Origin of the sequence: Actinomadura madurae, from assembly GCF_047130825.1 — a bacterium.
Lineage (GTDB): Bacteria > Actinomycetota > Actinomycetes > Streptosporangiales > Streptosporangiaceae > Spirillospora > Spirillospora madurae.
In genome coordinates this window covers 8,882,972-8,907,323 of record NZ_CP083237.1, presented here as the reverse complement: position 1 = coordinate 8,907,323, position 24,352 = coordinate 8,882,972, and the positions used below count along the sequence as shown (strand labels likewise).

21 protein-coding genes are annotated in these 24,352 nt (G+C 74.7%); 11 read left to right on the top strand and 10 right to left on the bottom strand.

Going from position 1 to position 24,352, the window contains the following annotated elements:
- Positions 1–8 precede the first annotated feature (8 nt).
- The 6 genes from K8Z49_RS41630 to K8Z49_RS41605 are packed head-to-tail and all read right to left on the bottom strand — an operon-like array spanning position 9 to position 6,125.
- Positions 9–743, bottom strand: coding sequence for a Clp protease N-terminal domain-containing protein (locus K8Z49_RS41630; protein WP_075022118.1), 735 nt, complete (start codon positions 741–743; stop codon positions 9–11).
- A gap of 49 nt (positions 744–792) precedes the next feature.
- Positions 793–1,719 (bottom strand): NAD-dependent epimerase/dehydratase family protein, encoded by a 927-nt coding sequence (locus K8Z49_RS41625; RefSeq protein WP_412516753.1) that lies wholly within the window; start codon positions 1,717–1,719, stop codon positions 793–795.
- The gene (locus K8Z49_RS41620; RefSeq protein ID WP_021594205.1) at positions 1,716–3,221 is read right to left on the bottom strand and encodes a class I adenylate-forming enzyme family protein; all 1,506 of its coding nucleotides are present in this window, start codon (positions 3,219–3,221) and stop codon (positions 1,716–1,718) included. The genes K8Z49_RS41625 and K8Z49_RS41620 overlap by 4 nt, the downstream gene beginning before the upstream one ends.
- Complete coding sequence (locus K8Z49_RS41615) at positions 3,218–4,372, bottom strand: cytochrome P450 (protein WP_111831844.1); 1,155 nt, start codon at positions 4,370–4,372, stop codon at positions 3,218–3,220. Before K8Z49_RS41615 ends, K8Z49_RS41620 begins: the two co-directional genes overlap by 4 nt.
- Entirely contained in the window at positions 4,369–5,124 is a 756-nt protein-coding gene (locus K8Z49_RS41610; protein WP_412516752.1) for a glycosyltransferase, read from the bottom strand. Before K8Z49_RS41610 ends, K8Z49_RS41615 begins: the two co-directional genes overlap by 4 nt.
- Entirely contained in the window at positions 5,124–6,125 is a 1,002-nt protein-coding gene (locus K8Z49_RS41605) for a 3-oxoacyl-ACP synthase III family protein (RefSeq protein ID WP_075022122.1), read from the bottom strand. Before K8Z49_RS41605 ends, K8Z49_RS41610 begins: the two co-directional genes overlap by 1 nt.
- 190 nt (positions 6,126–6,315) lie before the next feature.
- Between K8Z49_RS41605 and K8Z49_RS41600 the strand changes: the two genes are divergently transcribed.
- Positions 6,316–7,494: a cytochrome P450 gene (locus K8Z49_RS41600; RefSeq protein ID WP_033333646.1), complete on the top strand. Its 1,179-nt coding sequence runs from the start codon at positions 6,316–6,318 to the stop codon at positions 7,492–7,494.
- On the opposite strand, the gene K8Z49_RS41595 is transcribed toward K8Z49_RS41600, so the two are convergent.
- Complete coding sequence (locus K8Z49_RS41595; RefSeq protein WP_024936322.1) at positions 7,491–7,889, bottom strand: hypothetical protein; 399 nt, start codon at positions 7,887–7,889, stop codon at positions 7,491–7,493. The two genes, K8Z49_RS41600 and K8Z49_RS41595, sit on opposite strands and share 4 nt — an antisense overlap.
- Before the next feature lie 184 nt (positions 7,890–8,073).
- On the opposite strand from K8Z49_RS41595, the gene K8Z49_RS41590 reads away from it, so the two are divergent.
- Together K8Z49_RS41590 and K8Z49_RS41585 are read left to right on the top strand one after the other, a co-directional pair.
- Complete coding sequence (locus K8Z49_RS41590) at positions 8,074–9,231, top strand: steroid 3-ketoacyl-CoA thiolase (protein WP_412516751.1); 1,158 nt, start codon at positions 8,074–8,076, stop codon at positions 9,229–9,231.
- 75 nt (positions 9,232–9,306) lie between these two features.
- Positions 9,307–10,296 carry an MBL fold metallo-hydrolase gene (locus K8Z49_RS41585; RefSeq protein WP_021600210.1) on the top strand — a complete coding sequence of 330 codons (990 nt, stop codon included), beginning with the start codon at positions 9,307–9,309 and terminating at the stop codon, positions 10,294–10,296.
- On the opposite strand, the gene K8Z49_RS41580 is transcribed toward K8Z49_RS41585, so the two are convergent.
- Entirely contained in the window at positions 10,281–11,918 is a 1,638-nt protein-coding gene (locus K8Z49_RS41580) for an ABC-F family ATP-binding cassette domain-containing protein (protein ID WP_412516750.1), read from the bottom strand. The genes K8Z49_RS41585 and K8Z49_RS41580 overlap by 16 nt on opposite strands.
- 374 nt (positions 11,919–12,292) lie before the next feature.
- Between K8Z49_RS41580 and K8Z49_RS41575 the strand changes: the two genes are divergently transcribed.
- From K8Z49_RS41575 to K8Z49_RS41555, 5 genes are read left to right on the top strand one after another with little or no spacing between them, the layout of a single operon-like run.
- On the top strand, positions 12,293–13,564 hold the full coding sequence (locus tag K8Z49_RS41575; protein WP_021598636.1) for a cytochrome P450: 1,272 nt from the start codon (positions 12,293–12,295) through the stop codon (positions 13,562–13,564).
- Positions 13,565–13,600: 36 nt separating this feature from the next.
- Positions 13,601–14,836: a cytochrome P450 gene (locus K8Z49_RS41570; protein WP_412516749.1), complete on the top strand. Its 1,236-nt coding sequence runs from the start codon at positions 13,601–13,603 to the stop codon at positions 14,834–14,836.
- 28 nt (positions 14,837–14,864) lie between these two features.
- Complete coding sequence (locus K8Z49_RS41565; RefSeq protein ID WP_021598634.1) at positions 14,865–16,145, top strand: glycosyltransferase family 4 protein; 1,281 nt, start codon at positions 14,865–14,867, stop codon at positions 16,143–16,145.
- A gap of 43 nt (positions 16,146–16,188) precedes the next feature.
- A complete protein-coding gene (locus K8Z49_RS41560) occupies positions 16,189–16,950 on the top strand; it encodes a class I SAM-dependent methyltransferase (protein ID WP_412521270.1) in 762 nt (253 codons plus the stop codon).
- Positions 16,940–18,055, top strand: coding sequence for a prenyltransferase (locus K8Z49_RS41555; RefSeq protein WP_021598632.1), 1,116 nt, complete (start codon positions 16,940–16,942; stop codon positions 18,053–18,055). Before K8Z49_RS41560 ends, K8Z49_RS41555 begins: the two co-directional genes overlap by 11 nt.
- Before the next feature lie 39 nt (positions 18,056–18,094).
- Here the strand turns inward: K8Z49_RS41555 and K8Z49_RS41550 are convergent, their stop codons facing one another.
- A complete protein-coding gene (locus K8Z49_RS41550; RefSeq protein WP_021598631.1) occupies positions 18,095–18,811 on the bottom strand; it encodes a class I SAM-dependent methyltransferase in 717 nt (238 codons plus the stop codon).
- 220 nt (positions 18,812–19,031) lie between these two features.
- Here K8Z49_RS41550 and K8Z49_RS41545 point away from each other — a divergent pair, with 220 nt between their 5' ends.
- The 3 genes from K8Z49_RS41545 to K8Z49_RS41535 all read left to right on the top strand — a co-directional run bounded on the left by K8Z49_RS41545 (position 19,032) and on the right by K8Z49_RS41535 (position 21,532).
- Positions 19,032–19,223 carry a ferredoxin gene (locus tag K8Z49_RS41545; RefSeq protein WP_021598630.1) on the top strand — a complete coding sequence of 64 codons (192 nt, stop codon included), beginning with the start codon at positions 19,032–19,034 and terminating at the stop codon, positions 19,221–19,223.
- A gap of 143 nt (positions 19,224–19,366) precedes the next feature.
- Entirely contained in the window at positions 19,367–21,217 is a 1,851-nt protein-coding gene (locus tag K8Z49_RS41540; protein ID WP_244938689.1) for an endonuclease/exonuclease/phosphatase family protein, read from the top strand.
- Positions 21,218–21,346: 129 nt separating this feature from the next.
- Positions 21,347–21,532 (top strand): hypothetical protein, encoded by a 186-nt coding sequence (locus K8Z49_RS41535; RefSeq protein WP_021600335.1) that lies wholly within the window; start codon positions 21,347–21,349, stop codon positions 21,530–21,532.
- Positions 21,533–21,751: 219 nt separating this feature from the next.
- Here the strand turns inward: K8Z49_RS41535 and K8Z49_RS41530 are convergent, their stop codons facing one another.
- On the bottom strand, positions 21,752–24,295 hold the full coding sequence (locus K8Z49_RS41530) for a hypothetical protein (protein ID WP_412516748.1): 2,544 nt from the start codon (positions 24,293–24,295) through the stop codon (positions 21,752–21,754).
- Positions 24,296–24,352 lie beyond the last annotated feature (57 nt).

Sequence of the window (24,352 nt, the reverse complement as noted above, 5' to 3'; positions counted from 1 at the left end):
CTCATCGGTCAACCGCCCTCCTTCTGGGCGGTGATGGCGGCCAGGGCCTCGACGATGTTCGCCTCGGCGGCGGCCTTGCCGATGCCCGCCTCCGACAGGACGCCGGTGCCGTTCTCGAACTCCAGGAGGGCGAGGAGGAGGTGCTCGGTGCCGATGTAGTTGTGGCCGAGACGGAGGGCCTCGCGGAACGTCAGTTCCAGGGCCTTCTTGGCGTCCTGGTCGAAGGGGATGAGTTCGGGGAGGTCGTCGCCCGACGGCGGGAGGGCGGCGGTGGCGGCCTGGCGGACGGTGTCCAGCAGGACGTCCTGGGCGACGATCGCCCTGGAGGCGAGCGAGTCGCGCTGCGTGATCATGGCGAGCACGAGGTGGGCGGGGGCGATCTCGGCGTTCCCGGCGGCGCGGGCCTGGCTCATCGACTGCACGACCACCTGGCGGGCCCGGTCGGTGTAGCGGGAGAAGCCCTGGGACGGGTCGAGGTCGGGGCCCGATCCCTTCGGGACGAACCGCTTCTGGGCCGCCTGCTTGGTGACGCCCATGCTGGTGCCGATCTCGGTCCAGGAGGCGCCGGAGCGGCGGGCCTGGTCGACGAAGTGGCCGATGAGGTGGTCGGCGACCTCGCCGAGGTGCTCGGCGGCGAGGACCGCGCTGCTCAGCTGTTCGAGGGCGTCGGTGTGGACCTTCTTGATGGCGTTGATGAGGTCGTCCAGGCGGACCTGGACGGCCGGCGGTGTGGGTTCGGACATGCGTCAACCATAGGTTGACGATCCTGGATCGTCAACCCGAGGTTGACGCTCACCAGCCGGCGGCGCCCGCGAAGGACGTCGGAGCCGGGTCGTAGCCGAGCTCCTCCCTGGCGGCGGTGATGTCGAGGGTGCGTTCCACGGCGAGATGGCCGATCGCGTAGCGGGTGATCCGCGGGGGCTCGGGACGGCGGGCCAGCAGGTACGCGCCTTCGGCGACCGCGGCGAGCGGGCGGGCGACGCGGGCCGGGACGTAGACGGGACGGGCCCGGACGCCGCGCTCCCGGAGGATCTCCCGGAACGCGTCGTCGAGGACGACCGGTTCCGCGTCCGCGACGTTGAAGACGCCCGAGGTCACCGGGCCGGTCGCGGCGAGGACGCAGGCCCGCGCGAGGTTGCCGGACGAGGTGAGGCTGACGAACCGGCGGCCCGTCCCCGCGGCGAGCAGGATCGGGCCGCGCACGGCCGACAGGACGCGCGGCAGGAGCGTCGTGTCGCCGGGCCCGTAGACGGCGTGCGGGCGCAGGACGATCGCGCCGCGGGCGGCGGCCAGCCGTTCGGCGGCGGCCTTGGACGCGCCGTAGGCGTTCATGTAGCGGCGCACCGGGGCCTCGTCCTCGCGCGCCATGACGCTCGGACGGTACGGGTCGTACACGCTGGCCGTGCTGACGTGCACGAACCGGGCGCACGGAAAGGTCGCGAGGGCGTGGCGGGTCCCAGTGAGGTTGGCGGCGAACAGGACGGCGGCGGGTCCCCAGTCGGTGGCGCTTCCCGCGCAGTGGACGACCGCGTCGACCCCGGGCGGATCGGCGAGCGGGCCGTGCGCGAGGTCCCACGACCGGTAGCCGGCGCCGCCCACGTGCGCGGGGTCCACGGCCGGACGGCGGCCGAACGCGTAGGTCGTGACGCCCTCGGACGCGAGCGCCCGGCACACCGCGCCGCCGACGAACCCCGAGGCGCCCGTCACCGCGATCCTCATGGCGCCACCAGGTCGCGGAGCCGGTCGCGGTCGAGCTTGCGGGTGCGCCCGGAGCGGGGCAGCCCGTCCAGGACGACGATGCGGTCCGGCAGGGCGTCGTGGTCGATGACGTCGGGGAGCGCCCGCCGGAGCCTGGCGGGCAGGTCGCCGGGTCCGACGACCGCCAGGACCACCTCCTCGTCCCCGGTCCGCGGGTCCGGCACGCCCACGATGGCGGCCTCGGTCACGTCGGGGAGGGCCGCGATCGACGGTTCGTACAGGCCCGGGTAGAGGTTGAACTTGCCGCGGATCAGCATGTCCTTCTTGCGTCCCACGAGGACGAGGCGGCCCTCGTCCAGCCGGGCGAGGTCGCCGGTCGGCAGTTCGCGCGAGGGTTCGGCGCCGAGGTAGCCGCGGCACAGGTTGGGGCCGGACAGCAGCAGCTCGCCGTCGTCCGCGAGCCGCGCGCCGACACCGGGCAGCGGCGCGCCGAGCAGGTCGCCGGGCGCGGCATGCGCGAGCTTCTCCTCCGCCGACGCGATCGCCACCGGCAGGATCTCGGTCATCGCGTACACCGACAGGACCTCGGCGGACGGGGCCGCGGCGACCGCGCGCCGCAGGATCGCCGCGGGCGCCGGGGCCGCCCCGAGCAGCACGTACCGGACGGACGGCGGCAGCTCGCCGCACGCGTCCAGGATCTCCGCCAGGTGGACGGGGACGCAGAACGTGTGCGTGGCCTCCCGTTCCCGCATCAGCCGGGCGAAGTCGGCGGGCGGGCAGGACAGCGGCGGCATCGACCAGCGGGCGCCGGCGATCAGCGTCGGCAGCCCCAGCATGAGCTGGTCGGTGTGGACGACGTCGCCCGGCCCGAGCGGCAGCCGGGCCCGGAACAGGTCGAGCGCCGCGGCGAGGGACGCCTGCGTGTGGACGACCGCGCGGGGGTTCGCCGTCGTCCCGGAGGTGAAGATCACCGCCGCGGGCGCGTCCGGGTCGGGATCGCCGCCGGGTTCGGGCGCGTCTCCCCGGATCAGCCGCGCGAACGACAGCGCCTTCCCGGGCACGCCCGGCAGGCGGCGGCCGACGTACACGTGCCGCATCGGGCCTTCGCCCGGGACCCGCAGGTCGGCGAGGTTCGGCAGGAGCAGCCCGCGCCGCCGCGCATACGCCCGGACGGGCCGGAGCCTGCTCCCCGCGTACAGCACCGATTCCGCGGCCGACCAGCGCGGGCGCGCCAGCCGCAGCCGCGCGGTGAACATCTCCGGCCCCGCCCCGGGATCGGCGAAGACGACCACGCCCCCGGCCGCGACCACGCCCAGCGCGAGGACCAGCGACTCCGGCGACGGCCGCACCGAGAACAGCACCCCGTCGCCCGCGCCGAGCCCGCCGGACAGCAGCCCGTGCCGGACGGCGAGCACCTGCCGCCGCAGTTCGCCGTACGTCAGTTCCGCGCCGTCCCCGGAGACCAGCGCGACGGCCCCGGGCGTCCGGCCCGCCTGGTCGAGGAGCCGGCGGACGAGGGTCATGGCGCGTCCCCCTTGCGGACGGTCAGGTACCGGTACGTGGGGATCAGGACGTTCCGCGCGGCGGCCCGCCCGGTGACCACGAGCGGCGCGGCGGCGAGCAGCGTCCGGGCGACCAGGCGGATCTGGGCCATGGCCAGCGGGTACCCGATGCAGAAGTGCGGCCCGGCGCCGAACCACAGGCGGCGCAGCTCGGGCGGGTGCGGGCGGTCCAGGTCGAACGGGCCGTGCGCGCGGCAGCAGTTGTGCGTGGCGATCAGGACCCGCTCGCCCGGACGGACGCGGACGCCGCCCGCCGTCGCCGGACGGTGCACGCTGCGCAGCATGACCGGCGTCGGCGTCGTGACCCGCATGGCCTCCTCGACGGCCCGGTCGAGCAGGGCGGCGTCACCGGCGACGCGGAGCAGCTGCCCGTGGTCGGCGAGGAGCGCGATCAGGCGGGGCAGCAGCGTGGCGACCGTCTCGGTGCCGGTGAGGAAGAACGCCCCGGCCGCGCCGCGCGCCTCGTCCTCGGACAGGCCGAGGGCCCGCATCCGGCCCATGACCGTGGCCTCGTCCCCCGCCAGGTAGGACTTCGCCGCGATGTCGCCGAGCGGGTCGAGGACCGCGCGGGCGCGCCGCACCTGGGACGGCGACAGCCGGCGCGTCCGCAGCGACACCGTCGACACGACCCGCTCGCCCTGCTCGAACAGCTCGCGGTAGGCGTCCTCGGTGCCGCCTTCGAGGCCGATGACCTCGCCGATCACGGTCCCGGCCATGACGCGCGCCGCGTCCACGAGGTCGAGGGTCGCGCCGCGCTCAAGGCGGCCGGCCAGCCGCTCCAGCGGCCCGGCCAGCACGCGGGCGCACAGCGCCTCGGTGTAGGACGGGACGAACAGGTCGGTCAGCCGCCGCCGGAGGGCGCGGTGCGCGTCCCCTTCCATGTTCAGCAGGACCGACGGCCCGAGCACGGGCGTCCACAGGTCGCCGGGCGAGCCGGGCCCGTCCTTGCGGAACGTCTCGCCGTCCATCAGGACCTCGCGCGCCACCGAGGCGTCGTTGACGACCACCCCGACCCCGGGCACCCGGACGGCCGGGCCGCGCCGGGCGACCGCGCGCAGCAGCGGATACGCGACCGGGTGCGCGGTCAGGTAGAGCCGCTCCTCCCAGTTCACCGGATGTCCACGACGTCGGGGCGGTAGCGGTGGTCGGCGTACCAGCCGAGGGTCCTGACCAGGCCGAACGCGCGGAGCCGCCGTACGGACCCGTAGACGATGACGTCCTCGCGCAGCCCGTAGGCGTCGGTGACGTGGCGGACGCGGTTGACGAGCGCGCGGTCCTCGTGGACGTCCTCGATGCGCGTGCGCGGGAAGCCGCCGGCCCGCGCGTACAGGTCCGCGGTGATCGCGAGGTTGCAGCCCGGCATCATCACGTAGGGGCCGAGGTAGAGGGGGTCCTGGTTGCCGGGGCGGAACCGCCCGAAGAGCGCCGCGACGTCGATGACGGCCGGGAGCAGGCGCCGCTCCCAGAACTTCAGCGGGAACTCGTCGGTGCGCGGGAGCAGCGGCCCGGACACCATCTCCAGCCCGTCGCCGAACGCCCGCTTCACCGCCGCGACCCACCCGCGGTGGGGCAGGCAGTCGGCGTCGGTGCGGGCCACGTGCGCGGCGCCGGCGGCGATGGCGTGCCGGACGCCGGTGTCGGCGGCGGCGCCGGTCCCCTTCTCCGGCTCGTGGACGATCCGGACGTCGAAGGGCGGGTCCCCGGCGGCGAACTCCTTGACGACCGTGGCGGTCCCGTCGGTGCTGCCGTTGTCGACCACGACCAGCGTGAACGCGGTGTCGCTCTGCTCGGCGAGCCGGCGCAGCGTCGCGCCGATCGACCGCTCCTCGTCGTAGGCGGGGACGACGACCCACAGGCCCGCCATCACAGCTCCGCGAACATGACGCCGAGGCTGACCCCGCCGGCGAGGCCGATCAGCGCGATCCTGTCTCCGGGCCCGCAGCGTCCCTCGGCGCGCGCGGTGGCGATCTGCAGCGGGAGGCTCGCGGACGCGACGTTGCCGTGTTCGGGCAGCGTGACGACCAGCCGGTCGGGCGGGATGCCGAGGATCGAGCGCAGCACCTCCATGTACGGCAGCGTCACCTGGTGGACGGCGACGACCGCGAAGTCGTCCCAGGTGAGTCCGGTCTTGTCCAGCGCGGTGGTGAAGATCTCCGGGCCGTTGACGACGAAGGCGTCCTTGAGCCGCCGCCCGTCGCCGCTGAAGTAGGTGTACTCAGGGTCGCGCGGGTGCATCGAGCCGCCGGCGGGCAGCGTCCCGATCCGCCAGGCGCTGGAGACGGCGGCGAAGTCGCGGTAGAAGATGCCGCCGTCCGGGGCGGCCTCCACGAGCACCGCGGCGCCGCCGTCGGAGAGGGTGTAGCCGGCGAAGGCGTCCACGAACTGGGCGCGGTCGCGGACGCTCCAGCGGATCGCGCGGGACGGGCTCTCGCCCGTGCAGACCAGGACGCGCTCGTGCTGCCCGGTGCGGATGAGCGCGTCCGCCATCTGCAGCCCGTTGAGGAAGCTGTTGCAGGCGTTCTTGACGTCGAAGACCGGGCAGGTCGCGCCGAGCTTGGCGGCGACGATGTGCGCGGTCGCGGGCTCGATGAGGTCCTGCGAGGCCGATCCGAAGATCAGCAGGTCGAGGCCGGCCGGGTCGGCGGCCCGGTCGGCGAGGGCGCGGCGGGCGGCGGCGACGGCCAGATCGGACGCCTGCTCGCCGTCGGGCATGACGTGCCGGGCGCGGATCCCGGTCATCCGCTCGACGATCGTGGGGCGCGGCCGGAATCCGGGGCTCTCGGCGGCGACCCGGGCCTCGACCTCGGCGCTGCTGACCGTCCGCTCGGGCAGGTGCGCGGCGACGGCGGTGATGCGGGCTCTCATGGGCTGGGGTTCCCCCGGTTCCTCGTGCTCGGTGTCCGGCCAGACTCGCCGAACCCGGACGCTCCCGATCAGGGAGACCCTACGGAACATGGAGCGGGCGTTGTACCCGGTTCGTGGTGAGTACCGCCACTTAGCCGGTTTGAGTAATACCGCGTTTCCGTCCCGGTCCGCCACCCGCCAGAATCGCCGGATGACCAGCATGAAGATCGCGGACCGGCACGAGGCGCGGCTGCTGTGGGCCGCGAACCCCGCGCTGTTCGCTCTCCTGGAGGCGGCGCGCCACACGGGCCCGATCACTTGCGTCCCCAGGCTCGGGTGGGTGGTGACCGATCCCGTCCTGGCACGGCACGTGCTGAACGACCACGCCGGTTTCGGCATGACCGGCGAGGGCGGCGTCGGCCACCTGTGGACGCAGCTGTTCGGGGAGGAGATGGGCCGCTTCTTCAGCGGCGCGCGGCACGCGGAGATCCGCACCGGCGTCCGGGACCTGTTCACCGAGGACGCCGCGCGGACCCTGGTGGAACGTTCCCAGGGCGCCTCCCACGCCGCGCTCGCCGGCCGCCTCACCGCCGGCGCCGACGTGGACGTCGCCGACGCCGCCCGCGTCCTGTCCGGGCGGATGGTCGCCGACCTGCTCGGGCTTCCCGCCGGCCGGTCCGACGACGCCTGCCGCGAGCTGTTCGCCGCCGGGGAGCGGCTGGCCCGGCTCGCGCTCGGCACCACCGCGTCCACCGACCTCGACCCGGCCGTGCTCGCGCGGGCCCGCGCGATCGTGGCCGGGCTCACCGCCGCCGTCCCGGACGCCTACCGCACGGCGGGGCCGGACACCCTCCTCGGCCGGTGCCGCGCGATGGGCCTCGGCCTGCCGCTGAGCCGCGGCCTGGCGACCCTGCTGGTGATCGCCGGAACGGAGACCGGCGCCTCCGGGACCGCCCGGACCGCGGCGCTGCTGCACGACACCGGCCGGCAGCGGGCGCTGCTGGACGACCCGTCGCTCATGGACGCCGCCGTCCGCGAGGGCCTGCGCGTCGCCGCCCCCGCCCCGCTGATCGGGCGGCACGTGGCCCGGGACGCGACGGTCGGCGGCCGGCGGCTCCGCGCGGGCGAGCGCGTCCTGCTGCTGGTCCACCGGGCCACCAACGGCGCCGGTCCGTTCGACGTCCACCGCGGATACGTGCCCGAGACGCGGCAGCTGTGGTTCGGCGGCGGCCGCCACCTCTGCCTCGGCGCGGCGGTCGCGCGGGTGCAGGTCGCGCGGATGCTGGGGACGCTGCTGTCGGGCGGCCGGCCGTACCGGATCGTCTCCCGGCGCCCCGCCCGGCGGGTGCTCGTCCCGGCGTACGCCGAGCTGCGGGTGCGGCTCGCCTAGATCTCGGGGATGCCGGTCGGCGGCGCCTGCGTCGCCGGGCCGGTCGGCGCCGGACCCGTCGGCGCCGGGGCGGGCGCCGGGGAGTGGGTGATCGTCGGGCCGACCGGCGGGGCCGGCTCCTCGGCGCGCGGCGCCGAGTTCCACCACCAGAGCGCGATGGAGATCGCCAGCAGCACCAGCACGGCCCCGATCAGCTGGAACACGGCCATGCGGTGGCTCGTCTCCCGGCCGCGGCGGCGGAACCGGCCGCCCGCGGCCCGCCGGGCGGCCCTGCGGGACCGCCGCCGCTCGCGCCGGCCCGGCGGGCGGGCCCGCTCGCGGGCGGACGGCTCGGTGAAGACCGCGCTCCTGACGAAGTCCTCGTCGAACACGGGATCGTCGAAATCTGCGGCCATGGGGGCCCTCCGGCGCGGGGGATCGTCGCACCCCAGGCTAATGGACGCGTCCGGGTGCCCACAGGGGCGATTCACGGCCGCCGCCCGCGCCCCGGCGCGGATCCCTTTCACCGGGACCGGCCTTCCCCGGGAAAGTTAGAACACGTTACAGTCGAAGGCGAATCGCGTTCTAGAAGGAGACCGCATGGGTACCCCGGTGATCGTCGAGGCGGTGCGCACGCCGCTCGGGAAGCGCAACGGCTGGATGGCGGGCCTGAAGCCGATGGCCGTCCTCGCGCATGCGCTGAACGCCGTCGTCGGCCGCTCCGGCATCGACGCCGCCGAGGTGGAGCAGGTCTTCGCGGGCTGCGTCACGCAGGCCGGTGAGCAGGGCGGCCACATCGGCCGCTACTCCTGGCTGTACGCCGGGCTGCCGTGGCAGACCGGCGTCACCACGATCGACGCGCAGTGCGGGTCGTCGCAGCAGGGCGTGCACCTCGCCGCGTCCCAGATCGCGGCCGGGGTCGTGGACGTCGCGATCGGCTGCGGCGTCGAGGTGATGAGCCGCGCCCCGCTCGGCTCCAACGTGCTGCCCGCCAACCCGCGCCCGGACGACTGGTCGCTGGACATGCCGAACCAGTTCGAGGCGGCCGAGCGGATCGCCGCCCGCCGCGGCATCACCCGCGCCGACCTCGACGCGTTCGGCGCCCGCTCCCAGCAGCTCGCCGCCAAGGCGTGGGCGGACGGCCGGTTCGACCGGGAGGTCGCCCCGATCACGGCCCCCGTCCTGGACGCCGAGGGCAACGTCACCGGGGAGACCCGCGAGGTCACCCGCGACCAGGGCCTGCGCGAGACGACCGCCGACGGGCTCGCCGGGCTGAAGCCCGTGATGCCGGACGCGCTGCACACCGCGGGCACGTCCTCGCAGATCTCCGACGGCGCCGCCGCCGTCCTGCTGATGTCGGAGGAGAAGGCCAGGGCCCTCGGCCTGCGGCCCCGCGCCCGCGTCAGGACGCAGGCCCTCGTCGGCGGCGAGCCGTACTACCACCTCGACGGCCCGGTCCAGGCGACCGAGCGCGTGCTGCGCAAGTCCGGCATGACGATGAACGACATCGACATCACCGAGATCAACGAGGCGTTCGCGTCGATCGTGCTGTCGTGGGCGTCGGTCCACAAGCCGGACATGGACCGGGTCAACGTCAACGGCGGCGCCATCGCCATCGGCCACCCCGTCGGCGCCACCGGCGCCCGGCTGATCACCACCGCGCTGCACGAGCTGGAGCGCCGCGACGCCGGCACGGCCCTCGTCACGATGTGCGCGGGCGGCGCCCTCTCCACGGCCTCGGTCATCGAGCGGATCTGAGCGGGCATCCTGGACATCGGCCCCGGCGGTCCTCGCCGGGGCCTCGACCCCTGACAGGCGCGAAAGGCGGTCTCGGTGCAGCCGGAACCTGAAGATCTCGGCGGCGGGCTGTGGAGCGTTCCCGTCCCCATCCCGGACAACCCCCTCGCCTACACCCTCGTGTACGCGGTGGAGAGCCCGCGGGGGCCCGTCCTGATCGACGCGGGCTGGCACCACGAGGACGCCTGGACGGCCCTGCGCGACGGCCTCGGCACGTTCGGGATCGACGTCGCCGACGTGCACGGCGTGGTCGTCACCCACTTCCACCCCGACCATTCGGGCCTCGCCGGCCGCGTCCGGGAGGCGTCCGGCGCCTGGATCGCCATGCACCACGCGGACGCCGGCATCGTCCGGCTCTTCCACCAGGTCGGCCAGGGCGGCCGCCGCGCGTTCGAGCTGACCGCGCTGCGCCGCGCCGGCGCGGCCGAGTCGGAGCTGAGCGGCCCGAGCCAGCAGACCCGGGTCGCCCCGCCCGCGATCCCCGACCGCGAGCTGTCCGACGGCGACCTGGTCGACCTGCCCGGCCGCCGGCTCCGCGCGGTCTGGACGCCGGGCCACTCCCCCGGGCACATCTGCCTGCACCTGGAGGACGACGACCGCATCTTCACCGGCGACCACGTCCTGCCCCGCATCACCCCGCACATCGGCCTCTACCCGTACGACACCCCGGACATCGACCCGCTCAGCGACTTCCTCGGGTCACTGGACAAGGTGTCCGCGATGTCGGTGGAGGAGGTCCTGCCCGCCCACCAGTTCCGCTTCAGCGGGCTGTCCGCCCGCGCCCGCGAGATCATCACCCACCACGAGGAGCGCCTCGCCGAGGTGGCGGCGCTCCTGTCGTCCAGCCCCATCACGCTGTGGGACCTCACGGCGGGCCTCACCTGGCGCCACCCGTGGGCGGACATGGCCCAGCAGGCCCGCCGCATGGCCGCCGCGGAGGCCGCCGCCCACATCCGCACCTTGGAGACGCGGGCGGTGGCCCGCCGCGAGGGCACCGACGACCCGCTCCGCTACGTCCTGCGCTGACCACCGAGGTCCAGCCGCGGCCAGCCCGCGGTGTCGCGCTGGAGCCGCCGGTCATGGGTCGCCAGGACGACCGCGGCCGGGGTCGCGTGGAGGGCCTCGGTCAGCTCGTCCACGAGTGCGATCGACAGGTGGTTCGTCGGCTCGTCCAGTAGGAGGACGTGCGGGCGGGCCGCCAGCACCATCGCCAGGTCCAGCCGGCGCCGCTGCCCCATCGACAGTTCGCGCACCCTCTTCCCCAGCTCCCCGGACGACAGCAGGCCCAGCGCCGCCTCGGAGACGGTCTCGTCCTCGGCGACGGCGCCCGTCGTGATCAGCCGCCCCACATGTGCGGCGAACACGTCGCGGGCACGGCGTCCGTCCGCCGGCGGCGACTCCTGGGCGAGCAGGCCGGCCCGCACGCCGGGCGCGCGGCGCGCCGTCCCGGCCGTCGGCGCGAGCCGCCCGGCGAGCACGCCCAGCAGGGTCGACTTGCCCGCGCCGTTGGGCCCGGTGACGACCACGCGGGAGCCGGCCTCCAGGGACAGCGTCGCCTCCCGGCGCAGCCGGCCGTCCACGCGCACGCCGTCGGCGGCCAGCAGGACGCCCGGACGCGCCGGAAGATCCGGCATCCCGAAGCGCCGCGGCGGCTCCGGCGCCGTCACCGCGTGCCGCTCCAGCTCGTCGCGCCTGCGGTGGACGGAGCGGACGAGCGCGGGGGCGCGCGTGGCCCGCTGGTGCTTTCCGGTGCCCTTGTCCGGCCGCCACCCGGTCACGAGCCGGTTCCGCGCCTCGGACAGGTCGCGGGAGAGGCGCACATGCTCGGCCCGCTGCCGCTCGTACTCGGCCTCCCACCGCCGCAGCTCGGCCTCGCGGCCCTCCCGATACCCGGCGAACCCGTCTCCGTGGACGCGCGGGCGCCCGTCCGGGCTCGGGTCGAGGTCGAGGACGGTGGTCGCGACGTCCTCCAGCAGCGCGCGGTCGTGGCTGACGAGGACGATCCCGCCCGGGTGCCCGCGCAGCCTCTCGGTGAGGAACGCCAGGCCCGCCGCGTCCAGGTGGTTCGTCGGCTCGTCGAGGAGCAGGAAGTCGTGCTCGGCCCCGAGCAGGCAGGCGAGGCGGACGCGGTAGCGCTCCCCCACCGACAGCTCCCGCAGCCCGCGGGCGCGGTCGGTGACGGCCCCCAGGTTCCGCAGGGCGAGGTCGACGCGGCGGTCGGCGTCCCAGGCGCCGAGCGCCTCCGCCGCGTCGAGGGCCGCCGCGTAGTCCTCGTCCGCGCCGGGACGTCCGTCGGTCAGGGCGCCGGTGGCCGCGTCGAGGGCGCGCAGCGCGGCCCGCGCGTCCGCGAGTTCCCGGTCGACGGCGTCGCCGACCGTGGCGCTCTCGCCGGCGGGCATGTTCTGCTCGGCGATGCCGAACGTGCCGACGCGCCGCACCTCGCCCTCGTCGGGCGCGAGCGCTCCGCTCAGCACGTGCAGCAGGGTCGTCTTGCCGCGGCCGTTCTCGCCGACGACGCCCCAGCGGGACCGCGGTGAGACGGTCATGGTCAGGCCGTCGAGGACGGTCCGCCCACCGCGGGCGACGCGGATCCCCTCGGCGGTGAGCTGTGCCCGCGCGCGTGCGGGCAGGGTGATGGAGACGGTCATTCTTCCTCCGGACGCAGGCACGCTTCGACCGTCGCGCGGGCGACCGCGGTACGGGAGCGTGCCTTCGAGCTGACTCGCCCAGTGCGAGGGCGAATGGCAGGCGTCAGACCGCCCGCGGCTCGCTCGGCGCGAGGGGCGGGCCGTCCGGAGTCCGATCAGAGAAAGAGCGACTGCAGCACGTCCGGGATCCTACCGCCCCGGACCAGGCGGGACGAGGGGGCGCGGGCCGGATGCGGCATGCGTCACTCCGGCTCCGGGGCCTTGATGAGACTGGAGTCTCATGTTAGAACCTGTTCTAGGTGCGTGCACCCAAGCAAGCGCTCAAACGGCCTGTTCGCCTCGTGTGGTCTCCACCCCGGCACGAAGGATCTTCCATGGCACTCGCGACGTCTCCCGTCTCCGCCCACCGGGCCTTCCGAGCTCCCGAGATCGACATCATCGACCCCGGCGTGTACGAGCGCGGGGGCATCCCGCACCGGCAGTTCCAGTGGCTGCGCGACAACGATCCCGTGCACTGGCACCAGGACCCCAACGAGGGGGTCCCCGGTTTCTGGGCGATCACACGGCACGAGGACGTCGTCGCGGTGTCGCGGCGTGCCGACCCGTACTCCTCGCACGTGCGGTCGGCGATGTTCGAGGAGTTCGCCGACGAGGACATCGCGCTCTACGGGCAGATGATGCTGTTCCAGGACCCGCCGGACCACACGCGGCTGCGGTCCATGGTGAACAAGGGCTTCACCCCGCGGATGATCGGGCGGCTGCAGGACCACATCCGGCGGATCTGCAACGAGCTGATCGACGAGGCCGCGCCGCTCGGCGAGTGCGACTTCGTGGAGAAGTTCGCGGCGCCGCTGCCCCTGTACACGATCTGCGAGCTGCTGGGCGCCCCGCTGGAGGACCGGGAGAGGATCTTCCACTGGTCGAACAAGCTCGTCGCGTTCAACGACCCCGAGTTCATCGAGGGCCGCGAGGAGTCGACGCTGTGCGCCGCCGAGTTCGCCGAGTGGGGCGGGCGGCTCGCCGCGGCGCGCGCGTCCACGCCGCGCGACGACATCGTGACCAAGCTGCTGCAGCCCGACGCGGACGGCGACACGATCAGCCTGGAGGAGTTCCAGCTGTTCATCATCATGCTGTCGATCGCGGGGAACGAGACGACCCGGACCGCGACCGCCGGCGGGATGCTCGCCTTCTTCGAGCGGCCGGACCAGTGGGAGCGGCTGAGGGCGGACCGGAGCCTGCTGCCGAAGGCGGTCGAGGAGATCGTCCGCTGGGTCAGCCCGATCAACCAGTTCCGCCGGACGGCCCTCGCCGACACCGAGCTCGGCGGCAAGGAGATCAAGAAGGGCGACAAGGTGGTGCTGTTCTACGGGTCCGCCAACATGGACGAGCGGGTGTTCGAGAACCCCTTCTCCTTCGACGTGGGCCGCGACCCGAACCCGCACCTCGGCTTCGGCGGCGGCGGCCCGCACTACTGCCTCGGCACCCACCTCGCCCGGATGAACCTGCGGATCGTCTTCGAGACGATCCTGGAGCGGATGCCCGACATCCGGCTCGCCGGCGAGCCGCGCCGGCTGCGGTCCAACTTCGTCAACGGCTACAAGGAGATCCCGGTGCGGTTCACGCCCTCGGCTCCCCTTGGAGGTTGACGGCGCCCATCACTCCGGACGAGGAGGTTCGAGGCGATGACCACCACCCCCGACATCGAACTGGTCGATCCCGGCGCGTACGAGCGCGGCGGCATCCCGCACGAGCAGCTGGCGTGGCTGCGCGAGCACGAGCCGGTGCACTGGCACCACGGCGATCCGGAGCGGGACTACCCGCCGTTCTGGGCGGTCACGCGGCACGAGGACGTCGTCCACGTGTCGCGGCATCCGGAGGTCTTCTCGTCCTGGCGGCGGCTCGCGCTCTTCGACGAGCCGCCGGAGGATCATCTCGTCCTGCAGCGGATGATGATGCTCAACCAGGACCCGCCGGAGCACTCGCGCAAGCGGAGCATCGTCAACCGGGGCTTCACGCCGCGCGCCATCGGCGCGCTGGCGGAGCACATCCGCGACATCTGCCGGACGCTGGTCACCGAGACCGCCGAGCGGGGCGAGGACGCCGACTTCGTCCGCGACCTGGCGGCGCCGCTGCCCCTGTACGTCATCTGCGAGCTGCTGGGCGCGCCGCCGGAGGACCGGGAGAAGATCTTCCACTGGTCGAACACCCTGATCGGCGGGGACGACCCGGAGTTCCAGCGCACGCCGGAGGAGGGCCAGGCCGCGGCGACCGAGCTGTACGCCTACGCCAACGTCCTGGCCGCCGACCGGCGGGAGAACCCCCGCGACGACATCGTCACCAAGCTGCTCCAGCCGGACGCGGACGGCGAGGTCCTGACCGGGGACGAGTTCGAGCTGTTCGTCATGCTGCTGTCGGTCGCCGGGAACGAGACGACCCGCAACGCGGCGACCGGCGGCATGCTCGCGCTGCTGGAGCATCCGGAGCAGTGGGCGCGGCTCAGGGAGGACCGGTCCCTGGTCCGCACGGCCGCGGACGAGATCGTCCGCTGGGTCACGCCGGTCAACCTGTTCCGCCGGACGGCCGTCCAGGACACCGAGCTCGGCGGCAAGAAGATCAAGGAGGGCGACAAGGTCGTCGTCCTCTACTCGTCCGCCAACCGCGACGAGGCCGTGTTCGCCGACCCGTACGCCTTCGACGTGGGACGGGACCCGAACCCGCACCTCGGATTCGGCGGCGGAGGGCCCCACTTCTGCCTGGGCTCGCACCTTGCCCGACTTGAGCTGAGTGTGCTCTTCGAAACACTTTTGGACGCCATGCCCAATATTGAACTCAGCGGTAACGTACGCAGGCTAAGGTCTAGTTTCATCAACGGCATAAAGGAGATGCCGGTGCGCGTGCGACCGGCGTCCCTCGACTGACGGGAGTGGTGCGTGAACAGGGCCTGGCGTGGGTGAGGCAGGCGAGGCGGGCGGCCCGTTGCGGGTGGCCCTGCTCTCGTACCGGAGCAAGCCGCACTGCGGCGGGCAGGGCGTCTACCTCCGGCATCTGAGCCGGGAACTGGTCGATCTCGGGCACACCGTCGAGGTCGTCTCGGGCCAGCCGTACCCCGAGCTCGACCGCGAGGAGATCGCCCTCACCAAGCTCCCGAGCCTGGACCTGTACCGCGACGAGGACCCGTTCCGCACCCCCGCGCTCCGCGAGTTCCGCGACTGGCTGGACGTCCTGGAGTTCGCGCACATGAAGACCGGCGGCTTCCCCGAGCCGCTGACGTTCAGCCTGCGCGCGCTGCGGCTGCTGCGCCGGCGCCGCCGCGACTTCGACGTCGTGCACGACAACCAGGTCCTCGGCCTCGGCAACCTCGGCATCGCCCGGCTCGGGCTGCCCCTGGTGACCAGCATCCACCACCCGATCAGCGTCGACCGGCGGATCGAGATCGAGGCCGCCCGCGGGATCAAGCAGAAGCTCGGCAAGCTCCGCTGGTACGGGTTCGTCGGCATGCAGTCGCAGGTGTCCCGGCGGATCGGCCCGGTCCTCACGGTGTCGGAGTCCTCCAAGGTCGACATCGTCAAGGACTTCAAGGTCGACCCGCGCGACATCGAGATCCTGCCGCTCGGCGTCGACACCCGGATCTTCCACCCGCGCGGGGAGCGCGTCCCGGGCCGGATCGTCGCGATGGCCAGCGCGGACGCGCCGATCAAGGGCGTGGACGTGCTGCTGCGCGCGGTCGCCAAGGTCGCCACCGAGCGGGACGTCCACGTGATCGTCGTGAGCCGGCCGCAGAAGGACGGGCCGACCGACAAGCTCGTCCGCGAGCTGGCCCTCGGCGACCGCGTCCGGTTCGTCAGCGGCATCGGCGACGCGGAGCTCGGCGAGCTGCTCGCGTCCGCGGAGACCGCCGTCGTCCCGTCCCGCTACGAGGGGTTCTCGCTGCCGGCCGTGGAGCACATGGCGTCCGGGACGCCGCTCGTCGCCAGCCGCGCCGGCGCGCTGCCCGAGGTCGTCGGCGACGCCGGGATCCTCGTCCAGCCCGGCGACGTGGAGGAGCTGGCCGCGACCCTGCACCGCCTGCACGACTCCGCCGGGGAGCGCGCGCGGGCGGGCGCCGCCGGTCTCGCCCGCGTCCAGCAGCGGTTCGCCTGGCCCGCGGTGGCGCAGGCCACCGTCGAGCACTACCGGGCCGCGATCGCCCAGCAGAACTACCGGCGGCTCGCCGCCGGGGGCAAGTGAGGGAGCGCCCTCCCGGCGGCCCCTGTACGGAAGGAGCACGACCCTGCTGACCGTGGATTTCCAGCGGTTCCGCGTCTCCCCCGGAGACCGCGTCCTCGACATGGGATGCGGCGCCGGACGGCACGCCTTCGAGCTGTACCGCCGGGGGGCGCACGTCGTGGCCTTCGACCAGGACGCCGGCGAGCTGGCCGGCGTCGAGACGATGTTCGGGGCCATGCGCCTCGAAGGCGAGGTGCCCGCGGACGCGACCGCCGAGACCGTCCAGGGTGACGCGCTCGACCTGCCGTTCCCCGACGACCGCTTCGACGCGATCATCGCGTCCGAGGTGCTGGAGCACATCCCCGACGACATGCGGGCGATGCGCGAGCTGCTGCGCGTCCTGAAGCCGGGCGGAAGGCTCGCGGTGACGGTGCCGAGCTGGCTGCCCGAGCGGGTGTGCTGGGCGCTGTCGGAGGACTACCACACGGCCCCGGGCGGGCACGTGCGGATCTACACGCGCGCCGAGCTGGAGGCCAAGCTGAAGTCGACCGGCTTCAGGATCGGCGGCCACCACCACGCGCACGGCCTGCACGCGCCGTACTGGTGGATCAAGTGCGCGGTGGGCGTGGACAACGACGGCAACCCCCTGGCCAAGGCCTACCACCAGATCCTCGTGTGGGACATCATGAAGCGGCCGCTCGCCACCCGGCTCGCCGAGCGCGTGATGAACCCGCTGATCGGCAAGAGCGTCGTCGTCTACTCCGCCAAGCCCGCGGTCCCCGGCACGCCCGCGGCCCCGGCCAGGGAGACGGCGGATGCGGTCTGAGACCGCGCCGCCCGCAGTCCCCGGAATCCTCACGACGGACGAGATCGTCGCGACGGCGCGGAGCATCGCGGCGCAGCAGGAGGCGTCCGGCGCCATCCCGTGGTTCTCCCCGACCGGCGGCGTCCCCGGCCACGTGGACGCCTGGAACCACGTCGAGGCGGCGATGGCGCTGTCGGTCGCCGGTCTCGGCGCGGAGGCCCGGCGGGCGTACGAGTGGCTGCGGGGCGTCCAGCGGCCGGACGGGTCGTGGCCCGCGAAGTGGGTGCTCGGCGAGGTCACCGAGCCGGGCGGCGAGTCCAACCACGCCGCCTACGTCGCGGTCGGCGTCTGGCACGAGCTGCTCACCACCGGCGACGAGCGCTTCGCGCGGCACATGTGGCCGGCGGTCCGGCGGGCGATCGACTTCACGCTCGGGCTGCAGACCCGGCGCGGCGAGATCATCTGGATCCGGCACGAGGACGGCGAGCCGTCCGACCACGCGCTGCTGACCGGCTGCTCGTCCATCTACCAGTCGCTGCGCTGCGCGGTGGCGCTGGCCGAGCACCTCGGCGAGCACCAGCCGGAGTGGGAGCTCGCCGCCGACCAGCTCGGGCACGTGGTGGCCGCGCATCCGGAGGCGTTCGCCGACAAGAGCCGCTGGTCGATGGACTGGTACTACCCGGTGCTCGGCGGCCCGGTGCGCGGCGCGGACGCGGCCCGCCGGTTCGAGGAGCAGTGGGACGCCTTCGTCGTGCCGGGCCTCGGGTGCCGGTGCGTGTCCGACCAGCCGTGGGTGACGGCGGCGGAGAGCTGCGAGCTGGTGCTGGCGCTGGACGCGGCGGGCGACCGCGACCGCGCGCTGGAGCTGTTCGCCACGATCCAGCACCTCCGGCACGAGGACGGCTCGTACTGGACGGGCTGGCAGTTCGAGAACGAGCGGCACTTCCCCGGGGACCGCTCCACCTACACGGCGGCGGCGGTCGTCCTGGCGGCGGACGCGCTGGCGGGCGCGTCCCCCGGCTCCCGGCTGTTCAAGGAGATCGCGGGACGGCCGCTCGGGCCGTCGGAGGCGTCCGACCCGCTGGCGTGCGGGTGCGCGCTGGTCGCGGTCGCCAACCGCGTGTGAGGCGCCCGCGTGGGGCGGCTCAGCGGCGTCTGAGAGGCGTCAGGCGGACGGCGTGAGGGGGTCGGTGCCGGCGACCCTTTCCAGGACGCGCAGCGACCCTTCCACCCGCCGTTCCTCGAACGCTCCGCTCTCCAAGGCCCGAAGGTAGACGTGGTAGGGCGGCTGCCCGCCGTCCCGCGGGTCGGGGAAGACGTCGTGGATCACGAGGGCTCCGCCGACGGCGACGTGCGGCGCCCAGCCCTCGTAGTCGCCCTGCGCGTGCTCCTCGGCGTGCCCGCCGTCGATGAACAGCAGCGCCAGGGGCGCCCGCCAGAAGGCCGAGACGGTGCGCGACTGCCCGACGATGGCGACGACCTCGTCCTCCAGGCCCGCGTAGCCGATCGTCTTGCGGAAGGTGGGCAGCGTGTCCATCCGGCCGGTGCTCGGGTCGACCAGGGACGGGTCGTGGTGCTCCCAGCCCGCCTGGTTCTCCTCGGAGCCGTGGTGGTGGTCGACGGTGACCAGGACCGTTCCCGCCGTCCGGGCGGCGGCGCCCAGGTAGACGGCGGACTTCCCGCAGTAGGTGCCGACCTCCAGCATGGGCCCGGCCGCGGCGAGGCGGGCCCCGTAGAGCAGGGCCGTCTCGTACAGCGCGAGGCCCTCCTCCTCCGGCATGAAGCCCTTGGCGGCGCGGGCGACCCGCCGCAGGTCGGCGGGCATCGCCGGGGCGGGCGCGGCGGTCGTCCCCGCGGGGGTGGACGCCTTGGTGTCGGTCATCGATCTCCTCTGTCCGGGGCACCTTACCTCGCGGGCGCCATGTCCAACATCGTCCGGATGAGTCGTGCTGTGTCCAGGATGGCTTGCCCCACCAGACTGGAACGTGTTCTACTTTCCGGGTGCACAAGAACCTTCCCGAACCGTGTTCGGTAGGTTGGCGGGCGCGGTGGCCAGGCCCCGGCACCGCGGCGCTCACCGGGAATCGTGAACGGAGAAGGCGATGAATGTACGGGTCGACCCGCTGGTGTGCGAGGCGAACGCCGTGTGCGTCGGGCTCGCCCCCGAGGTCTTCGACCTCACCGACGACGACGAGCTGGTGATCCTGAAGCCGGACGTCCCGCCCGGGGAGCAGGACCGCGTCCGGCACGCGGTCCGGTCGTGCCCGAAGGCCGCGCTGACGCTGGAGGAGTAGCCCGACCGCGCCGCTTCCCGGCCCCCGAGCCTGCGGCGTGCCGTCCCGCAAACCGCGCCCATCCCGGGACGGCACGCCGCACGGTCGCACCGGCGTATCATCCTTGTCGTTCGTTCGGACTCCGAGTCGGTCATGGAGCGTAAGTGGTGCACGGTCTGGGCGCGCTCCTGGCCGCGGCGGCGCTGGCCGCGCCGCTGCTCGCCGCCCCCGCGGCGCACGCCGCGGCCCCCTCGCCGCGCATCCGCGACATCCAGGGCGCCGCGCACATCTCGCCGCTGAAGGGCCGCGCCGTGTCCGGGGTCCCCGGCGTCGTGACGGCGCTGACCGTCAACGGCTTCTGGATGCAGGACCCGCACCCCGACCGCAGCCACGCGACGTCCGAGGGCGTCTTCGTCTTCACCCGGACCGCGCCCAAGGCCCGCGTCGGCGACTCCGTCCGCGTGGACGGCAGGGTCAGCGAGTTCCGCCCCGGCGGCGGAACGTCCGGCGGGCTGACCCGGACGGAGATCGACGCCACCGCGACGGCCGTCGGCGCGCACGGCGCGCCGCTCCCGGCGCCCGCCGCGCTCGGCCCGCGCGGGCTCCGCCCCCCGGGCGCCGTGATCGAGCGCGGGCGGGGGAACGTCGAGCGGGGCGGCGCGTTCGACCCCCGCCACGACGCCATCGACTTCTACGAGGCCCTCGAAGGCATGCGGGTCCGCGTCGACGACGCCGTCGCGGCCGGCCCCACCCTCGACGGCGAGCTGCCCGTCCTACCCGCCGGCGGCGCCGGGGCGCGGGCGCGGACGGCGCGCGGCGGCATCCTCCTGCGCGACGGCGACGCCAACCCCGAGCGGGTCATCCTCGACGACGCGCTCGCCCCGATCCCCGCCGCGAACGTCGGCGACCGGCTGCCCGGCCCGAACGATGGCGTCCTCGACTACTCCTACGGCGACTACCGGCTGCTGCTCACCGCGTCACCGCGGCGCGTCCCCGGCGGGCCGGCGCGCGAGGCGACCCGGCCGCAGCGCCCCGGCGAGATGGCCGTCGCCACCACCGCGCTGAACGGGCTGAACCCCGACGCGCCGCCCGCGCGGTTCGACGCCGTGGCCCGCGACATCGTGGCGGGCCTGCGCTCCCCCGACCTCGTCGCGGTGACCGGGCTCGGCGACAACAGCGGACCGGACGACGACGGCACCGTCGCCGACGACCAGACCGTCGCGCAGCTCATCACCGCGATCAGCGCGGCGGGCGGTCCCGCCTACGACTGGCGCTCGGTCGACCCGCGCGACAACGAGGACGGCGGCCGCAAGGGCGCCAACGACCGGGTCGGCTTCCTGTTCCGCACCGACCGCGGCCTGGCGTTCGTCGACCGCCCCTCCCCGTCCGAGCCGCTCCCGGACGAGCCGCCCGAGCAGCCCGACCCGGCCGTGACCTCGGTCCGGGCCGTCGCGCGCGGCGGCACGGCCGGGCTCACGCTCAGCCCGGGCCGGATCGCGCCGCGCGACACCGCGTGGGCCGGCACCCGCAAGCCGCTCGCAGGGGAGCTGACCTGGCAGGGCCGGCGCCTCATCGTCATCGCCAACCAGTGGTTCCCGCGGACCGGCGACGACCAGCCGCTCTTCGGGCGCAACCAGCCGCCGTCCCAGCCCACCGCGTGGCGCCGCGACGCGCAGGCCCGCGTCGTCGCGCGGTTCGTGAACTCCGTCCGGAGGGTGGACGCGAACGCGAACGTGATCGTGGCGGGCGACCTCAACGACCGGGCGGCGTCCATCCCCGTCCAGACCCTGGCCAAGGGGGCGGGGCTCGCCGACCTCTCCGCGGAGCTGCCCGCAGGCGACCGCTACACGGCGGTGACCGCGGGGAACTCCGAGGACCTCGACCACATCATGCTCAGCGCGTCGCTGCACCGGCGGCGGCACGAGTTCGACGTGGTGCACCGCAGCGCGGAGTTCGCCGACCGGGCCGGCGAGCGCGACCCGACGGTCGTGCGCATCGCCATGTCAGGGAAATAAACACCTCACCGGATTTGGGCGGTGCCGAAAAGATCGGCGCGGCAGGTCCCCCAACGCCTCCGGTGTTTTCCTCCGGACGGGCGGGGCAGCCATCGATCGTCACACCCCCGGCTGGAGGAGACGCCCCCCATGGCGACCCGATACCGACCGCACATCAGCCTGGTCGGGCTCATCTACATCATCATCGGCGTGTTCATCGCGTGGGACCGCGGCTACATCGACGAAGGCCTGGTCCAGCGCATCGTCAGCGCCCTGCTGGCCGTCTTCCTGTGGGTCCTCGTCCTGCTGGGCGTGGACTTCCACATCGACTTCTGAGCGCCCGGAAGCCGGGCACGGGCCGTCCCGTCCCCGCCACGGGACGGCCCGTGCCTCCGGCGACAGGTGCACGTCGCGCTCCGGTCATAGACCGCAGAGTGCACCGGACGTTACCGTCCGCTCATGACGAAAAAGGACTGCAACTGCGGACACGGCGGCGGATGCTCCTGCCCGAAGGGATGCTCCTGCGGCTGCAACGGCTGACCCGCGCCGGCGCCCTCACTCCGGAACGGGGGCGCGCCAGAGGATCGGTGTCTCGCCGCTGGTCCCGGTGGCGAGGAGATCCGGCCCCACCGTGGTGAGGGCGGTCAGCCGCTGGGCGCCGTCGCCCGCGAGCCCCGGGACGTCGAGGCGGCGCCAGGCCGAGCCGTCGCGGGACGTCAGGACGGCCGCCTTCCCGTTCGAGACCGCGGCCACCGCGAATCCCCGCGGGGTCGGCGCGACGGCGGTGGCGGTGAGGCCGGGGCCGAGGACCCGCCGCGTCCAGGTCGCGCCGGCGTCGGTGGAGACCAGCGCGACGGCGTCGCCCGGCGCGCCGCCGGCGATCGCCACCAGCGTGCCGCCCCTGGCCGCGACCTGCGTGAGCGGGGCGGTGAGGCCGGGCGGGAGCTTCGCCGGCGTCCACGCGGCGCCGTCGGGGGACGTCCAGGCCGCGGCTGCCTTGCCCCGGCCGCCGACGGCGACGAGGTTGCGGCCGGTCGCGGTGACGTCGGCCGGGGCCCCGTCGAGGGCCGCGCGCCGCCAGGTCCGCAGGTCGGCCGAGCGCCAGGCGACGCCGGTCCCGACCGCGACGTAGCCGGACGGGCCCGCGGCGGCGGCGACCGGCGGCGGCCCTCCGGGGAACGGCGCCTTCTGCCAGGCCAGCCCGTCCTGCGAGGTCATCGCGAGGGGGCCGGGCGAGGCACCGGAGACGCGGCCGACGGCCAGCCAGCCGCGGTCGCCGCGGACGGCGTCCGCGAGCCGCCCGCCGGTGCCGGGGAACTGGGCCCGCGTCCACGAGCGGCCGTCGGGGGCCGTCCAGATCGCGGTGCCGCCGTTGGTGCTGCCCACCGCGACCGCCAGGCCCGGGGCCGTCGCGAGCGAGCTGATCGAGCGTTCGGGGTGGACGGCGCCCGGCACCGTGCGGAGGTCCACGCCGAACAGGTAGGCGTCGTCGCCCTGCCGTCCGGTGACGGCGACCCGCCCGCCGGCGACCGTCAGCCCGCTGCTGTCCACCGGTGCCGGGATGCTCCCGCCGGGCTGCCAGGTGCGGCCGTCGGCGCTGCGCAGCACGGTGTGCGCGCCCTTGGCGCCGCGGACGATGACCGCGAGGCCGGCCGGCGTGCCGTCGAACCGGTCGATGCCGTACCCGCCGAACCTGCTCGCGACCCGCCACGTCTTCCCGTCCGGCGAGGTGAACAGCACCCCGAACCGCGTGGTCTTGCGGTTCTTCTTGCGGCCGGTCGTGCGCCTGCCCTCGCGGACGGTCGCGAACCCGCCCGGACCGGCCGTCAGGCCCTTCGTGGCCCCGTACGAGCCCTGCGTCTGCGGGACGGTGACGAGCGCCCACGTCCGGCCGCCGTCCGCGGACCGCCAGATGCCGCCGGCGCGCACGGTCCGCGTGACCTTCTTCTTGCCGCGCTTGGCGGTGATCTTCCGGGAGTACGTCCCGTGCGCCAGCACCACGTTCCCGGACGCCGCCACGCGGTCGAGGCCGAGGATGCCCTTGAGGCCGCCGTCGACGCGCTGCCACGCGCGGCCGTCCGCCGAGCTCCAGGCGACGGCGCGGCCGCCGGACGCGCCCACGGCCACGAAGCCCCGGCCGGTGCGGGCCAGGTCGGTCACCTGGTCGGACGGGGTGAAGCCCGCGGTGACCGGGCGGCGGGTCCAGGTCCTGGCGTCGTCGCTCGTCCAGGCCACGACGCCGCCGCCGGGCGAGCGGCCGAGCGCGACCCAGCGGCCGTCTCCGCCGGAGACCAGGCGCGGGACCTCGCCGGCCGGCGGCGCGGCGCCGCCCGCGGCGCGCGGCGTCGCGAGCGACCAGGTGCGGCCCGCGTCGGCGGAGACGAGGAACCGGGCCCGCTCCCGGCCGGGGACCCCGTCGCCCTCGGTGCCCGCGGCGACGACCGCCGCGCCGGCGGAGGCGACGGTGGTGAGGTCCTGGACGAGCCCGTCGGCCGTCGCCTCGGGGTCGGGCGCGAACAGCGCGTCCGCGGCGATCGGAGCGGGGACGCTCGGCCCGTCCGGCCCGCCGTCGCCCTGGGACGCGACGACGATCGCGCCGCCGGCGACCGCGAGCACCCCGGCCCCGACCGCCGCCCGGACGCGCAGGCGCCGGGAGAGGCCCGTCCGCATCGCCGGGGCCGGCTTCGGCTTCGGCGGCCCGGCGACCAGGACGTCGCCCGGGTCGGGCTTCGCCTTCGCGGTCCGCCGCGGCGCGGGCGCGGGCTTCGCGGGCTTGCTCGGCTTGCTCGGCTTGGCGGGCTTCGCCTTCGCCGGGCGCGGGGCGGGGGCGTCCGCCGTCTCGGGCGGGGACTCCAGGCGGACGGCGTTGAGGCTCCCGGCCTTCGGCGCGCGCTCCCGCGGCGGTGCCCCGTGCCCCCAGGCCAGCCCGGCGGCGCGCCAGGCCTCGTAGGCGCGCTGCCAGGGCGACAGCGCGGCGGGCATGTCGGCGAGGTCGCCGGCGACGCCGAACGTCAGCCTCCGCCGGACCTGGCGGGACCCCGCGGGGCCCTCCTCGGCCGTCCGCCGGGCCTCGTCCTGCTCCGGGGTGCTCGCCGTCACACGCGCTCCTTCACGGTCCTGTCGGACCACCATCAAATCGCGCCACGGGAGTCCTTG